The sequence below is a fragment of the Halomonas rhizosphaerae genome, assembly GCF_030012485.1.
In the GTDB taxonomy this organism is placed as follows: domain Bacteria; phylum Pseudomonadota; class Gammaproteobacteria; order Pseudomonadales; family Halomonadaceae; genus Halomonas; species Halomonas rhizosphaerae.
The window spans coordinates 311,064-327,687 of the sequence record NZ_JASCQQ010000039.1; the positions used below are offsets into that span (position 1 = coordinate 311,064).

Sequence of the window (16,624 nt, forward strand, 5' to 3'; positions counted from 1 at the left end):
GATGCGGGGCTCACCATATCAGAGGGTCACAAGGCCGAACTGAATGAAGGCCAGCACCAGCAGCAGCAGGAAGAGGGTCTCCGCCACCATCAGGATCACCGGTTTCCAGCCGACCACGGCCAGTTTCTGAAAGGAGGTCTTGATGCCTAAGGCAGCGATGGCCGTGACCAAGCACCAGCGCGACAAGTCGGTGAAGCCCTCGGTGATCACCGGGGGGATCCAGCCGATGCTGTTGACGATAACCAGGGCGACGAAGGCGACCAGGAAGGTCGGCAGCATCGGCACCTTGCCGCTCCCTTCCTCTTTGCGATTGCGCCGGAAAAGGATCATGAAGACCATCACCGCCGGCACCAGCATCGCCACCCGCAGCAGTTTGACGAAGGTCGACACATCGCCAGTATTCTCGGAAATCATGTAGCCGGCACCGACCACTTGGGCCACGTCATGAATGGTACCACCGAGGAAGATACCCGCCTCGGTATCGCTCAGCCCCAGCACCCCCACGATCAGCGGGTAGGTCACCATCGCCATGGTGGACAGCGTCGTGACCCCCACGACGGTCATGATAGTGTTGCGCTCATGGGTAGCATTGCGCGGCATCACCGCCGACAAGGCCAGCGCCGCCGAGGCGCCACAGATCGCCACCGACCCGCCCGTTAGCAACCCCATGTCCCGGTCGAGGCGAAGCAGCCGCGCCATCAAGGCCCCGAAGGCGATGGTGAAGGCGACACCACAGACCACGGTAAGTACCGGTCCGATGCCTAGCTCAGCGACCTGCTCGATGGTAATGCGCACCCCAAGCAGGGCGACACCGAGTCTCAGCACCCGCTTAGCAGCAAACTCCACGCCGGCTAGGCAACGGCCCTCCTCTGAGAGGAAGTGCAGGGTCATGCCGAACAGCAGCGCATAGAGCAGCGTCGGTCCCCCGTAGTGGTCGGCGATAAAGGTCGTCGCCAGGGCGATGGTGATGCATATCATCAAACCCGGCATGATGCGTTGGAGGGGCTCCAGGCTACGGGGTAAGTCCCGTTTATGGTCCTGGAGAGTCGACATCTCGGTGCCGCCATCGGCGTCTCGACGAGTCATATCGCCACCTTGTCAGCAAGGGGGTCGATCATCGCGTCCTGAGACGCAGGGTCGACCCTTCGTTGTTTGGAATAGGGATCCCGGTAAGGGAACGCCGTGGACGCTTCCCCTGGACAACGGGGCCGGGCGAGGAAGCGCCCATTACCGGCGCCGCGGGCATCACAATGGTGCATGGGAACTGGAACGTCAGTTAGGACCAGTTACTGGCCGCCCTTGAGGCCAATTTGCTCGCCGCCGTCAAGAGGCCCGCGCATCCTGAGCATGCGCCATCTTGATCATGTCGGCCGCCTTCTCGGCGATCATGATCGTCGGTGCATTGGTATTTCCGGAGACGATCAATGGCATGATCGAGGCGTCCACCACGCGCACTCCCTCCAGGCCATGCACGCGTAGCTGGTCATCCACCACCGACAGCGGATCATGTCCCATCTTGCAGGTTCCGGCCGGGTGATAGATCGTCTGGCTGAACTGGCGCGCGGCCTCGAGGAGTTCCTCGTCGCTCTGATACTGCGCTCCGGGCACGTACTCCTCGGTGATCACCGAGGCCAGAGGTGCCTGCTCGGCAATGCGCCGCGCCACCTTGATGGCATCCACCGCAACCCGGCAATCCTCGTCAGTGCTCAGGTAGTTCGGCTGGATCGAGGGATAGACGGCGGGGTCAGGACTGGTGATACGAATGGAGCCACGGCTGGTGGGGCGCAACTGACAGACCGAGGAGGTGAAGGCGGAGAAGGGGTGAACGCCCTCGGCCGGCTTGTCGGCAGAAAGCGGCTGCATATGAAACTGGATATCAGGGCGCGTCAGGCCGGCTCGCGACTGGGTGAACACACACACCTGGCTGGCAGCGAGGGTCAGGGGCCCGGTACGAGTCAACAGATACTGGGTACCAACGGCGAGTTTCCTCAGTGGATGTCGCACCTCGTCGTTAAGTGTTCGACAGCGGGTCTTGAAGACCAAGCGGATCTGCAGGTGATCCTGAAGGTTCTCACCTACCCCCGGAAGCTCGTGGAGGCACTCGACACCCACCTCCTTAAGGTGCTCGGGGTGCCCGATGCCCGAACACTGCAGGATCTGCGGCGATCCAATGGCACCGCTGGCGAGCAGGACCTCGAGGTTGGCCCGTACTTGCTCCAGACGCTCACCGTGACGATACTCGACTCCCACCACACGCTTGCCCTCGAGCAGCAACCGCTGGCAGTGCGCTCGCTTTACGACGGTCAGGTTGCCTCGCTTCAGGACTGGCCTCAGAAACGCCTTGGCCGTCGAGCAACGAAAGCCTTTGTAGGAGGTCTGCTGGAAGTAGCCCACCCCTTCTTGAGTCGCTCCGTTGACATCGCGATTCTCGGGAATCCCGGCGGCCTTCGCGGCCTCGATGAACCGCTCGGCGATCTCACGTCGCAGCCGAAGGTCAGACACCTTCAACGGCCCCTCCGTGCCGTGATACGGGTCGGCACCGCGCTCCTGACACTCGGACTTCTTGAAGTACGGCAGTACGGAGTCGTAGTCCCAGCCCGCGTTTCCCTCCGCGGCCCAGTCATCGTAGTCCTCGCGCTGACCTCGGATATACAGCAGTCCATTGAGAGAACTTGACCCTCCAAGCACCTTGCCGCGAGGCCACTGCAGGCGACGTCCGTTGATTCCGGAATCCGGATCGGTGACGTAACACCAGTCCGTCGCAGGATTGTGCATGGTCTTGAAATAGCCCACTGGGACATGGATCCAAGGGTTCCAGTCGGCTCCACCCGCTTCGAGCAACAAGACCTTCGCAGTGGGGTCCTCACTGAGCCGATTGGCAAGCACACAGCCTGCCGAGCCGGCCCCGACGATGATGTAGTCAAAGGCTTCTTGCTTGGATGTTGTTGAATTCATTGCAATGATACCTTATTGAGACTTTTTGTATCATTTATAATGACCTCTAAGGAAAGAGGTGTCAATAATGAGATTTTTTGTACCGAAAACTCTTGCAAGATCGTGAAGCTTCGCCTAGTTTGAGATCGTGCTCCTCATCTTGACTGCATAGAGAGGCGAGGAGTCTGGCACACGCCACACAACATCCCTTGAAAAATCCAATCACAAAATGCGGGAGCCCTACTCATGAAATCACCAATAGCTAATGTATCTCGCCGGGATTTTCTGAACATCTCGGGTCGCTTCGGCCTGACATCCACCCTGATTGCGGCCTCCGGGTTAGGCGCCAGCCTCACCGCCAGCAGCCTCGCCCGCGCTGCGGATGAGGAACAGCAGCGTCGTTATCAGACCGAACCGAAATTCAAGCTCCGCTTCGGTGCTTCGGGCTTCAACGAGCGCAATCTCGACATTCAGAAGTCGGGCCAGCTGTTCTTTGCACGCGACCTTGAGGAACGCACCAATGGTGCAATCCGTGTGGAGTTCATGGGAAGCAATGAGGTCTGCAACCAGCTCGACTGCGTCAGCAAGACACAGCAGGGGATCGTCGACATATTCTCGGCTTCAACCCAGAACTCCGCGGGAGGCGCGCCCTACCTCAACGTCCTAGACTTCGCCTACATGTTCCCAAGCGTCGCCTCGATGTTTCACTTCTTCTACGACAAGCGGAGTGAGACGCTACTACGCGAGCCGCTTCGACAGCGACACAACCTGCAGTTCCTGTTCACGCACTGTGACCTGCGGGGCATCATGCTTGGCCTGAAGTGGGAAGACGAGCCTCTGGTGACCAGCCTTGAACAGCTTCAGGGCACCAAGAACCGTGTTACAGGGACACAGCTCGGACGCATCGCCATGGAGCAGTTGGGGCTCAACCCAGTGCCCGTGGCCTGGGAGGAGACGCTAGACGGGCTCCGCCAGGGCTTGCTCGATGGCGCCGAGACCTGGATGAGCGCCGTGGCCTATGCGGGCATGGCCCCCGTGGTATCCCAGGCAGTCGACCTCAGGTTCTTTGCGGGTACCGAGCATACGGCCATGAGTCTTCCCAAGTTCGACAGCCTGGGCAGCGAGCTTCAGGAACAGGTCATGGAATCGGCCTACTGTGCGCAGATCTTCACACAGGGCATGAACGAGGCTGGTCGATACCAGATCGTGGGCGCCACCGAGCATCCTGCGGAGAATACCGTCTTCGCTCAGAACAACGTCCGGGTCGCGCCCCTTTCGGATGCCGAGCGCGAAAAGGCCGAGCAGCTGTGCTCACCGGAATTCAACCCGGAGCCCTGGGAGCAATGGCGTGAACGCCTCAATGGCTGGGCCGGTGGAGTGGATATCTACAAAGAAATTCACGGCATTGCCCGTGAGATACCGAGAGACACTGCCGCGGTCAATGTCAAGCCTCAGCGCTGGTGGAAAGGCTGAACCGGGAGTTCACTATGGCAAACCACAACTACCAAAACACTCAACCAGCCACAAGGTGGCTGGTTCCCCTTCGGTGGCTAGATGATAACCTGGAGAAGTGCATTATTCTCCTATCGTATGCCGGCATGTCGGGCATCATATTCGTGGAGGTCATTCGCCGATTCTTTTTCAACCTGCAGGCGCCTTGGAGCACCAGCATTCCCATACTGCTGTTTCTCTGGCTGACCTGGTTCGGCGCCTCGCTCAATGTAAAGAACCGTACGCACCTGTCACTCAATGAGATCCGCATGCGGCTGCCCTACACCGGCCAGTTCCTGTGTCTCATACTGGATGCCGTACTGTGGATCGGTTTCGGGATCATGGTGATCAACTTCACCATCGACCAGGTACAGTTAGCCTACAACAACTTCGCCATCGTGCCGGGCACCGACAACATCATGCAATGGTGGTTCTATCTGGCCACACCGGCTGCCTGGGTGCTGATCATCTACCGCGTACTCCAGAACCTCTTCGCTGACTGGCAACGCTTCCGGTTGCGTGAACCTTTCAACCTCCAACCCTCGATAATGGATTAGGAGGACAGATCATGACAGACGGACTTCTTATCGGCCTGATCACCACAGGCGTGACACTCTTCTTCCTGCTCGGCGTGCCCATCTTCCTGGTCATCGGTCTATGGGTAGTTGGCACCAGCCTGGTCATCGATTTCACCTTGGCCAATATCGGCGTAACGCTTTTCCAAGGTCTGAGCTTCTTCGGTCTTCTTGCGCTTCCCCTCTTCATCCTGACGGGCGACCTGATCAACGCGGCGGGGATCGCCAAAAGGCTATCCGACTTTGCCTACTCGGTGCTCGGCTGGCTGCGAGGCGGCATGGGAATGTCAACGCTTGGAGCCTGCGGCCTGTTCGCGGCGATTTCGGGCTCCAATGCCGGCACCACGGCAACCATCGGCTCGATCATGCACCCCGAGATGAAGAATAACGGCTATGATGAACGCTTCTCGGCAGCCACCGCGGCATGCGGGGGCACCGTAGGCATCATCATTCCGCCGAGTATCATCTTCATAGTCTATGGCTTCATGATGAATCTCTCGATCAGCGACCTGTTCATCGCCGGCATGATTCCTGGGGCCATGATGGTACTGGGAATGATGATGGCCTGCCACCTGGTCGCACGGCGCCATGGCTGGGGGACCCTGATCCCCTTCAAGGTCAAGGAAAGTGCCGGCTTCGCACGTAAGGCCTACCTGGGCTTTGCCACCATCGGGGTCGTGCTGTATGGAATCTACTCCGGCAAGTTTTCCCCGACGGAAGCCGCCGCCATCACGGTAGGCTTTACCTTGATTGCTGGGCTGCTGATCACCCGGGAGATCAGCATCTTTCGACTGCCTGCCATCATGCTACGTTCTGGGCAGATCGCCGGCATGCTGGCCCCTTTGATCGCCATCTCGGTGGTGATGCAGCAGCTGCTGTCCGTACTAGGTGCCGGTCAGATCCTGCAAGGGATCTTGAATGATCTTGGCAACTACTACGCCATTCTTGGCGCCTGCATGGTGATGATCCTGCTCGCTGGCATGATCCTGGAGAGTCTTCCTGTCACCATCATCCTGGCACCCATCCTGGCACCGATCGCCCAGAGTGCCGGCGTTGACCCCATCCACTTCTCGGTGATCTTCCTGGTGGGAGCGGCCATCGGCTTCGTCACGCCGCCTTTCGGCCTCAACCTCTATGTTGCGAGCAGCATTACCGGCATTCCCTACCTCAGGCTAGTACGCTATGTGATACCCTACTTCATTGCGCTCATAACCGCCTGGATCGCGATCGCCCTGTGGCCACCATTGTCCATGTTCCTAGTCAACCTATGACACTGCAGCAAGGTAGCAGGCCCATACGGGCCTGCTGCGCTATGATCATGGCAGGCGCCACCAGGCAGCTTACCGAAAGGAAAGCCCATGTCCAAAGACACCGCCACCAATACCACACTTCTGCGAGCAATCAGCCTGCTCGAAGAGGTCGCCACGGCCGAGTACAGCATCAGTGCCGCAGATCTCGACAAGCGTCTGGACATTCCCAAGCCGACGATCCACCGTCTGCTCAAGCAGCTCGAGGAACAACAGCTGATCACACGGGACCTAGATGGCCGGCACCTGCTACCGGGCCAACGCCTGCATCGCATGGCAATGGGCACGCTGGCTAATGAGAGCGTGAAGGCTCCCCGCCGGCTATTACTGGAGCGTCTGGCCAAGGAGACAGGCGAGACCTGCAACCTTACATTGCTCGATGGCCATGAGCTTCTCTACTACGATCGGGTGGAAACCAACTGGCCGGTTCGCATCCAGCTGGCTCCTGGGTCTCGGCTGCCACTGCACTGCACGTCCAGCGGCAAACTGTTTCTCGCCCTGATGCCTCCCCACCGGCGTCGCGCTCTGCTGTCAAGCCTGACGCTGGAGGCCCATACACCCTATACCCTTACTTCGTCCTCGGCCCTTGAAGAGCACCTCGTTCAGATCGCCCGTGACAGGCTGAGCACTGATAACGAGGAATTCATCCAGGGCATGGTAGCCATTGCAGTGCCTATCTACGATCAGGTGGGCCATATGCAAGCCACCTTGGCGATCCATGCCCCCCGACTGCGGCATTCGATCGAGTCGCTGCTGGAGTGGGCACCGCTGATGCGTCAAATCGCCTCGGAGTTGGAGGAAACGCTCTAGCAACGGGTTGGTACCACCACCACCACCGGCACCCTGGCCCGCTTGATCACACCCTTGGTAATCTTGCCCGCGTAGGTGGCCGTGAAGCTGCGCTTGTTGGCCGCCATCACGATCATGTCGCTGCCGGAGCGAGTGGCGAAGTGAGTGATCACCGCCGCCGGGTAGCCCTCGAGCACGCTGTGCGTCAATTCCCTGTCACCATAGGCGTCATATAGCTCGGGATGACGTCGCCAGAAGGTGTCGATTCGTTGGTTAAGTTCCTCACGGGCCTGATCGAGGCGTTGCGCCATCAGGGCCTCGAGCATCTTCCGATCGCGGATATTCACCTTGAGGGTGTTGACCACATCGTCTGACAGGGACTTGACCGCGTGCAGGACGTGGAGCTTGGCACTGGTGGCCAGCGCCAGGCCCACTGCCTGGGTCAGCACCAGATCGCAGTCGCCTCTCAGCCCCACGCAACACAGAATACGACGGAGACCTTGACTCATGATTCCTCCTACATTGGCGCGGAAGCGGGTAGCGCCGCGCCGGTGTCACCAACGAATCTCGACTACTAGTAGCCCATCACGCTAGGCAACCAGAGCGAGATTTGTGGAAAGTAGGCGATGATGAACAGCGCTACGATGGAGCCACCCGCAAAGGGCAGCGCCTTCAAGGATATCTCCTCGATCGACGAGCCCCCAATCCCCGAGGCCACGAACAGGTTTTCCCCGAGCGGTGGCGTCTGGAAGCCGATGGCCAGGGCGCAGACCACCACGATGCCCACATGCACCGGATCCATGCCCAGCATGTACATGATCGGTAGCAGCACCGGCGTGAGGATCATGATCGCCGCCAAGGTCTCCATGAACATGCCCACGAACAGCAGGAAGAAGATGATCATCGCCCAGATCGCATAGGTGTTGTCGGTGACCCCCAGCATCACCTCGGCAATGTAGGCAGGAACGCGCTGCTCCACCAGCAGGCGTCCGAACACGGTGGCCGTGAACAGGATCAATAGCACCCGCCCGGTGATCCAGGTGGTGGTTTCCAGCGTTTTCAGGGTCGGCTTCCAGGCCAGCTCCCTGTGCAGGAAGATCCCCACGATCAGCGTGTAGAAGATCGCCACGATGGCCGATTCGGTGGGCGTGAACAGCCCGCTGTAGATCCCGCCGAGGATGATGATCGGCGCCAGCATCGACCAGATGCCCTTGCGCAGGGAGCCGCGGATCTGCGGGAAGGACCAGTGATCGGTCAGGCCACGGTAGCCGCGCTTGCGCGAGATGATGTAGTTGATGGTCAGCAGGCATCCGGCGATGACGACTCCCGGCATGATGCCGGCGATGAACAGCTTGGGAATCGACAGAGTCTGGAAGGCCCCGTGCTCGACGACGGCTTCCGGCGGCGGTTGCAACCCCATGCCGGAGATACCGAAGATGACCATCGGAATCGAGGGTGGAATCACTACCCCAAGCCCGCCCGAAGAGGCGGTGATGGCAGAACCATAGGCGCGATCATAGCCACGGTTGGCCATGGCCGGGATCATCAGCATGCCCACCGCTGCCGTGGTCGCAGGACCGGAGCCAGAGATCGCCCCGAAGAACATGCAGGCAAACACCGTCGCCGCAGCGAGGCCACCAGTGGCGGGACCAGCAAAGGCCTCGGCGATATCGACCAAGCGCTTGGAGATACCGGCGGCCTCCATCAGCGCCCCGGCGAGGATGAACGCCGGCAATGCCATCAAGGGGAAAGATCCTACCGAGGTAAAGGCGATCTGCACGAACGCCATGGGATTCTCGCCCAGGCTAAGGTAAGTGGCCAGCGCCGCCACCCCCAGCGAAACGGTAATCGGCGCCCCGAGGATTAGCAGCAGAAAGAAGGCACCAAATAGGATATAGACAATCGTGGGATCCATACTCATTTCTCCCGCTGGTCCGGGCCACTACCCATTGCGTCGTCGTGGTACTTAAGTTTCTCTACCTCCTGTGACTCGGGGTCGGCGAGATCCACCTTCTTGACGAACTTGAGGTAGTTATTCTGGAGGATACGCAGCGTCATGGCGACGAAAGCGATCGGCAGAATCAGGTAAACATACTTCATCGGAAGTCCCAGGGTCTGGGACTTCCAGAAGAGGTTCATCTTGTTGAAGACGAAGTCATAGCTCAGGTAGATGAAGACGGCATTGAATCCAATCCAGATCAAGTCGGTAAGCACGGTGCATAACGTCTCGACCCTACGGGGAAAGAACTTGAACTGGAAGGTTACCCGGTTGTGGGCAGACATCTTGGTGGCATAGACGGCCCCCAAGTAGGCGAACCACACGAAGGCATAGATCGCTAACTCGTCGCCCCAAGGAAGCGAGTAGCTGAACAGGTTCCTGAGCACAATCTGGGCAAACAACAGGACAACGAATGATACAAGGAGGAGCTGACAGATGATGCCCTCCAAGTTATCGATGATCTTTATGAGTAGCGTTTTCATGAGACTGGCCCTTGACGATCAGGCTCCCGAGAGGTACATCCCCACATCGGCCCCAGGGCCGATATGGGGGTGAGTGTATGCCGTGCTGGCTGGGTTCACTCTGCTGGCGCGGGATCGCGGCCCAGGGAGGCAAGTACCTCGTCGAGCTTCTCCTTGCCACCGATGCTGTCGTAGAACTCGGGCCAGATACCGGTCGCCAGTTCGATCCACTCCTGCTCGTCATTGGCGGGCTGGGTGATCTCCATACCGTGCTCCTCTACCAGGCGTTCCTTGATGGAGGCCTCGGTCTCGAGCAGGTACTCATAGCTGTGGTCGGTGGCTTCCTGTCCGGCTTCCAGCACCAGCTCCTGCATCTCGGGGCTCAGACTCTGGAACTTTCCCTCGCTGATGATCAGCGGTTCCATCGAGAATACGTAACAGCTATCGGTGACGTAATCCTGAACCTCGTAGAACTTCATCGCATCGATAGTGATATAGGGGTTGTCCTGACCATCGACCACTCCCTGCTGCAACGCCGTGAAGGTCTCGGACCAGGCCAGCGGATTGGGATTGATGCCCCATGCCTGATAGGCGGCGATCATGATCTCGTTCTTGGGCACCCGGATCACCAGGCCCTCCAGGTCGGCGGGTGTGGCCACTGGCTTGGCGGAGTTCGTGAGGCGACGACAGCCGGAATAGGCCCAGCCCAGGATGCGTACGCCGGCATCACGGATGGTGTTCTGAGTGAGCTCCGCACCGATGCCCCCCTGGGTAAGGGTGCGTGCATCCTCGGGCCCTTGGATTACATAGGGCAGGGTCATCACGCCCACGGTTGGAGAGAAAGGAGTGATGTTGTTGATGGCCAGGACCGACAGGTCCAGCAAGCCCATGCTGGCATTGTTGATAGTGTCCTGCTCGCTGCCTAGCTGGCCGTTCGGAAACAGGTCGATTGTGACCTCCCCCTCGGTTTTCTCCTCGACGAGATTGGCAAAGGTCGTGCCCAGCTCGTACTGGGTGCCCCCGGCAGCATCGCCCAGGGCCATCTTCCAGGTCTCGGCCATGACGTTGCCGCTCAGGGCCAGGCTTGCGGCGGATACTGCCATGGGGATGATCAGTTTCTGGATACGCATTATGATCTCCAAACCTTGTTATTGTCGGAAAGACAGGATGTAAGCGTGATGCGACGACTTCCTCAATGACCGGCGGGCCAAGAGGCCAGTCGATGGCGACTCGCGGTGACGATCCGGGATGATTTATTGTGAGTATCACCTCCTCCGCGCCGAATCGCGACTTCGCCCTTCTCCAATCATCGGATACGTGCTATTCGCCATATCCTGACTGTCACGTTCTACGCACTCGTGCGTAGTGCCACTAGAACCAGTGGGACACCGTCGATTGGTCCAGCTCTAAAAAGGGGGGTGGGGTCACAGACAGCCGGCAAGCCTCCATGTGGTGCAACGCTCCAGGCCTCTGCCCGTCGAGGTATGTCATACTCGAGGATTGCCTATTCATCAGCAGTGGTGAGACACAATTTCAATGAGCCAGTTTCTCTTCCATCTCGATCCCGATCTGCCGGAGAGCCTCCAACGCCAGCTACGCGAGCAGATCGCCCGGGCCATTCTGGACGGCCACCTGCCCCTGGACGAGGCGCTTCCCTCCAGTCGCAAGCTGGCCAAGGAACTGCACGTGGCCCGCAACACAGTGATGCTGGCGTACGAACAACTGCTCGATGATGGCTACCTGATTGCCAAGAAGCGCAGTGGCTACTTCGTCAACCCCGAGATCCTCGAGGGTCGTGCCGAGAAGCCCGTGCGCCTGAACGACATCGATGCCGAGCGCCTGCCTTGGGAAGACCTGCTGACAATGCATCCCTCTCGACAGTCCACCATCAACAAACCCAGTGACTGGCAACGCTACGACTTTCCGTTCATCTACGGACAGATCGATCCCGAACTGTTCCCCACTCAGCATTGGCGGGAATGCAGCCGCGATTCCATGAGCGTGCCGGCGATTCGCAGCTGGGCGGTCGACCACCTCAATGACGACGACCCCCTACTGATCAAGCAGATCCACCAGCGGCTGTTGCCGAGGCGGGGGGTGTGGGCGAATCCCGAAGAGATCCTGGTGACAGTCGGCGCGCAGCAGGCCCTGTGGATGACCTGCATGCTGCTGCTCAAGGCCGGGCGCCGGTTCGGCATGGAAAACCCCGGCTACGTGGACATGTACAACATCGCAAGCACCTTTACCGATGACATCCGTCTGCTGCCGGTCGACGACCGAGGCATGCGCCTGGAAGCCGACATCAACGGCTGCCAGTTGCTCTACGTCACGCCCAGCCATCAGGCGCCTACCACGGTCACCATGCCCCTGGAGCGCCGTCGCGAGCTGCTGGATATGGCGGAGAACGACAACTTCCTGATCATCGAGGACGACTACGAGAGCGAGACCAACTACCTGGACAACCCCACCCCGGCCCTGAAGAGCCTGGACCGCCACAACCGTGTGATCTATGTGGGCAGCCTCTCCAAGACCCTGGCGCCGGGTCTGCGCCTGGGCTACATGGTTGGCCCCCCGGCGCTGATCCGCGAGGCCCGCGCGCTACGTCGCCTGATGCTGCGCCACCCTCCCACCAATAACCAGCGCGCCGTGGCGCTGTTTCTCGACCGCGGTTACCACGATGCCCTGCTGCGTCAGATCCACCTGGTATTTCATAGCCGTTGGCAGCAGTTGGGCGAGGCCCTGGCTCGCCACATGCCCCATGCTTCGGTGCCTTCCACCTATGGAGGATCCAGTTTCTGGGTGAAGGGTCCCGACGGCCTCGACTGCCATAAACTGCAGCGCCTGGCAGCCGAGCAGAGCATCCTGATTGAATGCGGCGACATCCACTTCTTCGATACCCCTCGCCTCGAGTACTTCCGGCTGGGGTTCTCGGCGATTCCCGAGTCGCGCATCGAGGCCGGCATCGAACGACTGGCGACGCTGATTCCTCAGGCGATCCCCCCTTCCTGAATACCCCCCTTCGCGCGCTATAAGAAAACCGCTTACTTGAAAGTCGTCTCGAAAAGATCGCTCTCACAAGAAAGCCGCCTCTGAGGCGGCTTCACGCGTGGGCCAGGTGCTATCAGAGCACCTCGTCCTTCAGGTGGTACCAGCGATAGAGGAAGCGCTGGCCGAAGCGCCGGAAGGGCGCGAAGGCCTGGGACTCGACCATCTCCCGAATGTTCGGGTACGGCAGCTTGGAGGTGAAGATCGGCAGGTCCAGCTCCTTGCCGTGACCGGCGATCCACTGCGCGAGGCGCCGGCCGGCCTGGGCCGAATACATCACGCCGTTGCCGCCGTAGCCAAGGGCGTAATAGACCGTCTCCTTGGCATCGGGCTGATGGATGCGCGGCATCATGTCGTGGCTGACATCCACCCAGCCCCACCAGGAGTAGTCGATATCGATGCCCTGGAGCGCCGGAAACTTGCGGTGCATGTCGCCGATCAGCATCGACTCGTACTTCTTCTGGGGCGCATCACGGCCGGTGATCGCGCTGCGGCTGCCGATCTGCACGCGGTTGTCCGGCAGCAGGCGATAGTAGTGGCGCAGGATCCGGGTGTCGGTGATCACCTGGCGCGTGCGCAGGCTGCAGGCCTCGATCTCGTCATCGGTCAGCCGACGCGTGACGATGGAATTCGAGAGGATCGGCAGCAGCCTGTTCTTGAGCTCGCGATGCAGGCTCTGGGAGGTGTAGCCGCCGGTGGCGATGCCAACCGCACGCGCCTTGACCACCCCGCCCGGGGTCTGCAGGTAGTGCACCCCGCCGCGGGTCTCGAAGCCCTGCACCGGGCTTGCCGGATGGATCTTCACCCCCAGCGCCCGCGCCTTGCGGTGATAGCCGAAGGCCAGCTTGCCGGCATGGATGCCAATGCCCTCAGGCTCGTGCATGGCGCCAGCCGCCTCCTGGTCGCCGAGCCACTCGCGCTTCACCGTGTCGGCGTCGAGGATCCGGGCGTCGTAGTCGAAGGTCTCGCGCAGCAGCTTCGCCTCTTTTTCGAGGGTCGGCATCACCTTGTCGCGGTGGGCCACGTAGAGATGACCGCCCGGCTGTGGCTCACAGTCGATGTCCTTGATCAGCTCCTTGAAGGTCGCCATGCCGTCAAGGCATTCGCGATGCAGCTTCATGGCGGTATCAAGGCCGTAGCGCTGGATCCACTGAGAGCGCTTGAGGCGACCGGAGGCGCACTGAGCCTGGCCGCCGTTGCGGGTCGAGCAGCCCCAACTGGTGCGATTGGCCTCGAGCACCGTGGCCTTGATGCCGTACTCCTGGGCCAGGAAGATAGCGGCGGTCAGTCCCGTGAAGCCGGAGCCGATGATGACCACATCGGCATCCGTATCCTGGGTGATCGGCCCATCATCGGCCGGCGGCTCGCCTGCGGTGCCGATCCAGTAGGTCGGCGCATAGTCACGACCCGCCCCCGGGGTGGCGCTCTTCAGGGGGTCATAGGCCGGATCATATGGCTGGGAGGGTGAGGTCTTGGTCACCTCGGTCTCCACCCCGCTTCTTGGCGTTGTTGTCTCCATGATCGGACTCCTTGCACTCGGTTGCCGTGACTCGGCTCAGCCATTGACCGGCGGACGGTTCTTGCGAAAGGCGTTCTTAACCGCGATCTTGCCGTCGCGGAAAGTGAAGGCGTCAATCATGCGAGCCTCGGAGCGTACGCCGTCGGTGGTGGTGCCCTGATAGGTGGACTCGGTGAAGCCCTTGTCGCCGATCACGTGATGCTCGGCGTCGGTCCAGCTGGCATCGGGGGCGGCCTTCCAGGCGTTCTCGAGGCCCTGGCGCACCTCGGCCTGGCCGACGAAACTCTTGCCCTGCAGCTCCGGGCCCGCGATGGCGTGGAAGACGCAGTCGTCGGTCATCATGCTCATGAGGGCATCGATGTCGTGACGGTTCAGGGCATCGCTAAAGGCTTCGAGAAGTTTGGTGGTCGGTTGGCTCATGACGGGCTCCTGACGGTTGTCGTTGTTAGGACGGTCGCTAGAGGACTGTCGTTACTGAACGGGTGACACATCGAGGCGGCACATCGGCCGCGAACGAATCCAGACTACTGACAAAGCCGAGGGAGCATTAGCGCCAGATATGCACCGGCGGTTGGACCAGGGGAATCGGCGGGGTCGGGGAGGCGCGTCGCGCCACTTGCACTCGGATCAGAACGCAAGAAACCCCGGCCCAGCGGCGACAGTCGTCGTCGGGACAGGGCTTTCGTTGAGCACATCTCGGTCGGCCGTCAGACAAAAAAGCCCCCGGCAGCGCCGGGGGAACCACGTTGCAGCACCTTCGATCAGACGTAGTCCTGGTACTTCTCGAGCAGGCGCACCGGCTTCTTCAACGCGTCGCGGCGGAAGGGGTCGCCCAGCTCACGGGTGCACATGATCTCGATGATGCAGGTCTTGCCCTCGTTCATCTGCATGTCCACCGCCTTCTTCAGCGCCGGGCCCACGTCCTCGAGGCGATCCACGGTGATGCCCTCGGCGCCCATCGCCCTGCCGATCTCGGCGAAGCTCTGGTTGTCCAGCTCGCCGGCCACGAAGCGGCGGTTGTAGAACTCGACCTGGTTCTTCTTCTCGGCGCCCCACTGGCGGTTGTGGAACACCACCGCGGTCACCGGGATGTCGTGACGCACCGCGGTCATGGTCTCCATCAGGCTCATGCCCCAGGCGCCGTCGCCGGCGTAGGCGATCCCCGGACGCTCCGGCGCGGCCACCTTGGCCCCGATCATGGTGGGAAAGGCGTAGCCGCAGTTGCCGAAGCTCATCGGCGCGAAGAAGCTGCGCGGCTTCTCGAAGCGCAGGTAGCTGTGCGCTACGGCGTTGATATTGCCGATGTCGGTGGAGACCATCGCGTCCTCGGGCATGGCCTTCTCGAGCTCGCGCAACACCTGGCGCGGGTGCAGGTACTCGCCGCCGGAGAACGGCGTCTCGCCCTGGGCCTCATCGATGGCGTCGAGGCTGAAGGGGTCCTTCTCGTGGGTCCACTCGTCCAGTTCGCGCTCCCAGGCGGCCTTCTCGCTGGCGATCAGCTCGGCGCGCTTGGCCTGGGTAGCGTCGCAGGCCAGGTCGCGGCCCGCCAGGCGCTCGGTGATCGCCTCGGCGGCTTCCTTGGCATCGCCGCAGATGCCCACGGCGATCTTCTTCACCAGGCCGAGCATCTTGTGGTCGGCGTCGATCTGGATGATCTTGGCGTCCTTCGGCCAGTAGTCCAGGCCGTGCTGCGGCAGGGTGCCGAACGGCCCCAGGCGGGTGCCCAGCGCCACCACCACGTCAGCCTGGGCGATCAGCTTCATGCCAGCCTTGGAGCCCTGGTAGCCCAGCGGGCCGCACCACAGCGGGTGACTGGCCGGGAAGGAGTCGTTGTGCTGGTAGCTGTTGACCACCGGCGCGCCCAGCCGCTCGGCCAGCGCCTGGCAGGCCTCCACGCCGTCGGCCATGACCACACCGCCGCCGGAGACGATCACCGGGAACTCGGCCTTGGCCAGCAGCTCGGCCGCCTCACTGAGGGTGCGGGTGCCACCCGGCCCGCGGTCGAGGCGCGCCGGCTCGGGGATCTCGCATTCAATCTCGCCGTAGAAGTAGTCCCGCGGGATGTTCAGCTGGGTCGGCCCCATCTCGGACATCGCCCGGTCGAAGCAGCGAGCGGTGTACTCGGCCATCCGCGCGGGGTGGGTCACGTGCCCCTGGTACTTGGTGAACTCCTGGAACATCGGCAGCTGCTTGCACTCCTGGAAGCCGCCCAGGCCGATGCCGGTGGTGCCCGCTTCGGGGGTGACGATGACCACCGGGCTGTGCGCCCAGTAGGCCGCAGCGATGCCGGTCACGGCGTTGGAAATGCCCGGGCCGTTCTGGCCGATCACCGTGCCGTGGCGGCCGGAGACGCGAGCATAGCCGTCGGCCATGTGCGCCGCGCCCTGCTCGTGGACCACCGGGATCAGGCGGATGCCGGCCGGCGCGAAGATGTCCATGGCGTCCATGAAGGCCGAACCCATGATGCCGAACATGTCGGTCACCCCGTTGGCGACCAGGGTCTC

Annotated in this window: 14 protein-coding genes; 5 read left to right on the plus strand and 9 right to left on the minus strand. The window is 61.2% G+C overall.

Features of this window, described 5'->3' with window-relative positions:
* Positions 1–18: 18 nt before the first annotated feature.
* Together QLQ86_RS20020 and QLQ86_RS20025 are read right to left on the minus strand one after the other, a co-directional pair.
* The gene (locus QLQ86_RS20020; RefSeq protein ID WP_282818186.1) at positions 19–1,086 is read right to left on the minus strand and encodes a YeiH family protein; all 1,068 of its coding nucleotides are present in this window, start codon (positions 1,084–1,086) and stop codon (positions 19–21) included.
* Positions 1,087–1,323: 237 nt separating this feature from the next.
* Positions 1,324–2,955 (minus strand): GMC family oxidoreductase, encoded by a 1,632-nt coding sequence (locus tag QLQ86_RS20025; protein WP_282818187.1) that lies wholly within the window; start codon positions 2,953–2,955, stop codon positions 1,324–1,326.
* Between the two features lie 225 nt (positions 2,956–3,180).
* Here QLQ86_RS20025 and QLQ86_RS20030 point away from each other — a divergent pair, with 225 nt between their 5' ends.
* The 4 genes from QLQ86_RS20030 (at position 3,181) to QLQ86_RS20045 (ending at position 7,117) form a co-directional block, all read left to right on the plus strand.
* Positions 3,181–4,407 carry a TRAP transporter substrate-binding protein gene (locus QLQ86_RS20030; RefSeq protein WP_282818188.1) on the plus strand — a complete coding sequence of 409 codons (1,227 nt, stop codon included), beginning with the start codon at positions 3,181–3,183 and terminating at the stop codon, positions 4,405–4,407.
* Between the two features lie 14 nt (positions 4,408–4,421).
* Complete coding sequence (locus QLQ86_RS20035; protein ID WP_282818189.1) at positions 4,422–4,982, plus strand: TRAP transporter small permease; 561 nt, start codon at positions 4,422–4,424, stop codon at positions 4,980–4,982.
* A gap of 11 nt (positions 4,983–4,993) precedes the next feature.
* A complete protein-coding gene (locus tag QLQ86_RS20040) occupies positions 4,994–6,271 on the plus strand; it encodes a TRAP transporter large permease (protein WP_282818190.1) in 1,278 nt (425 codons plus the stop codon).
* Positions 6,272–6,358: 87 nt separating this feature from the next.
* Positions 6,359–7,117 carry an IclR family transcriptional regulator gene (locus QLQ86_RS20045; protein ID WP_282818191.1) on the plus strand — a complete coding sequence of 253 codons (759 nt, stop codon included), beginning with the start codon at positions 6,359–6,361 and terminating at the stop codon, positions 7,115–7,117.
* Here QLQ86_RS20045 and QLQ86_RS20050 read toward each other — a convergent pair.
* The 4 genes from QLQ86_RS20050 to QLQ86_RS20065 all read right to left on the minus strand — a co-directional run bounded on the left by QLQ86_RS20050 (position 7,114) and on the right by QLQ86_RS20065 (position 10,686).
* A complete protein-coding gene (locus QLQ86_RS20050; RefSeq protein ID WP_282818192.1) occupies positions 7,114–7,605 on the minus strand; it encodes a universal stress protein in 492 nt (163 codons plus the stop codon). The two genes, QLQ86_RS20045 and QLQ86_RS20050, sit on opposite strands and share 4 nt — an antisense overlap.
* A gap of 65 nt (positions 7,606–7,670) precedes the next feature.
* Positions 7,671–9,011, minus strand: a complete 1,341-nt coding sequence (locus tag QLQ86_RS20055; protein WP_282818193.1) for a TRAP transporter large permease — start codon at positions 9,009–9,011, stop codon at positions 7,671–7,673.
* Between the two features lie 2 nt (positions 9,012–9,013).
* Positions 9,014–9,577: a TRAP transporter small permease gene (locus QLQ86_RS20060; RefSeq protein ID WP_282818194.1), complete on the minus strand. Its 564-nt coding sequence runs from the start codon at positions 9,575–9,577 to the stop codon at positions 9,014–9,016.
* A gap of 95 nt (positions 9,578–9,672) precedes the next feature.
* Positions 9,673–10,686: a TRAP transporter substrate-binding protein gene (locus QLQ86_RS20065; protein ID WP_282818195.1), complete on the minus strand. Its 1,014-nt coding sequence runs from the start codon at positions 10,684–10,686 to the stop codon at positions 9,673–9,675.
* Between the two features lie 406 nt (positions 10,687–11,092).
* Here QLQ86_RS20065 and pdxR point away from each other — a divergent pair, with 406 nt between their 5' ends.
* A complete protein-coding gene (gene pdxR, locus QLQ86_RS20070) occupies positions 11,093–12,565 on the plus strand; it encodes a MocR-like pyridoxine biosynthesis transcription factor PdxR (RefSeq protein WP_282818196.1) in 1,473 nt (490 codons plus the stop codon).
* Positions 12,566–12,677: 112 nt separating this feature from the next.
* On the opposite strand, the gene QLQ86_RS20075 is transcribed toward pdxR, so the two are convergent.
* The 3 genes from QLQ86_RS20075 to xsc all read right to left on the minus strand — a co-directional run.
* Entirely contained in the window at positions 12,678–14,120 is a 1,443-nt protein-coding gene (locus QLQ86_RS20075) for an NAD(P)/FAD-dependent oxidoreductase (RefSeq protein ID WP_282818197.1), read from the minus strand.
* Positions 14,121–14,156: 36 nt separating this feature from the next.
* Positions 14,157–14,540 (minus strand): nuclear transport factor 2 family protein, encoded by a 384-nt coding sequence (locus QLQ86_RS20080; RefSeq protein WP_282818198.1) that lies wholly within the window; start codon positions 14,538–14,540, stop codon positions 14,157–14,159.
* 341 nt (positions 14,541–14,881) lie between these two features.
* On the minus strand, positions 14,882–16,624 hold a 1,743-nt coding region (gene xsc, locus QLQ86_RS20085), incomplete at its 5' end, for a sulfoacetaldehyde acetyltransferase (RefSeq protein ID WP_282817709.1).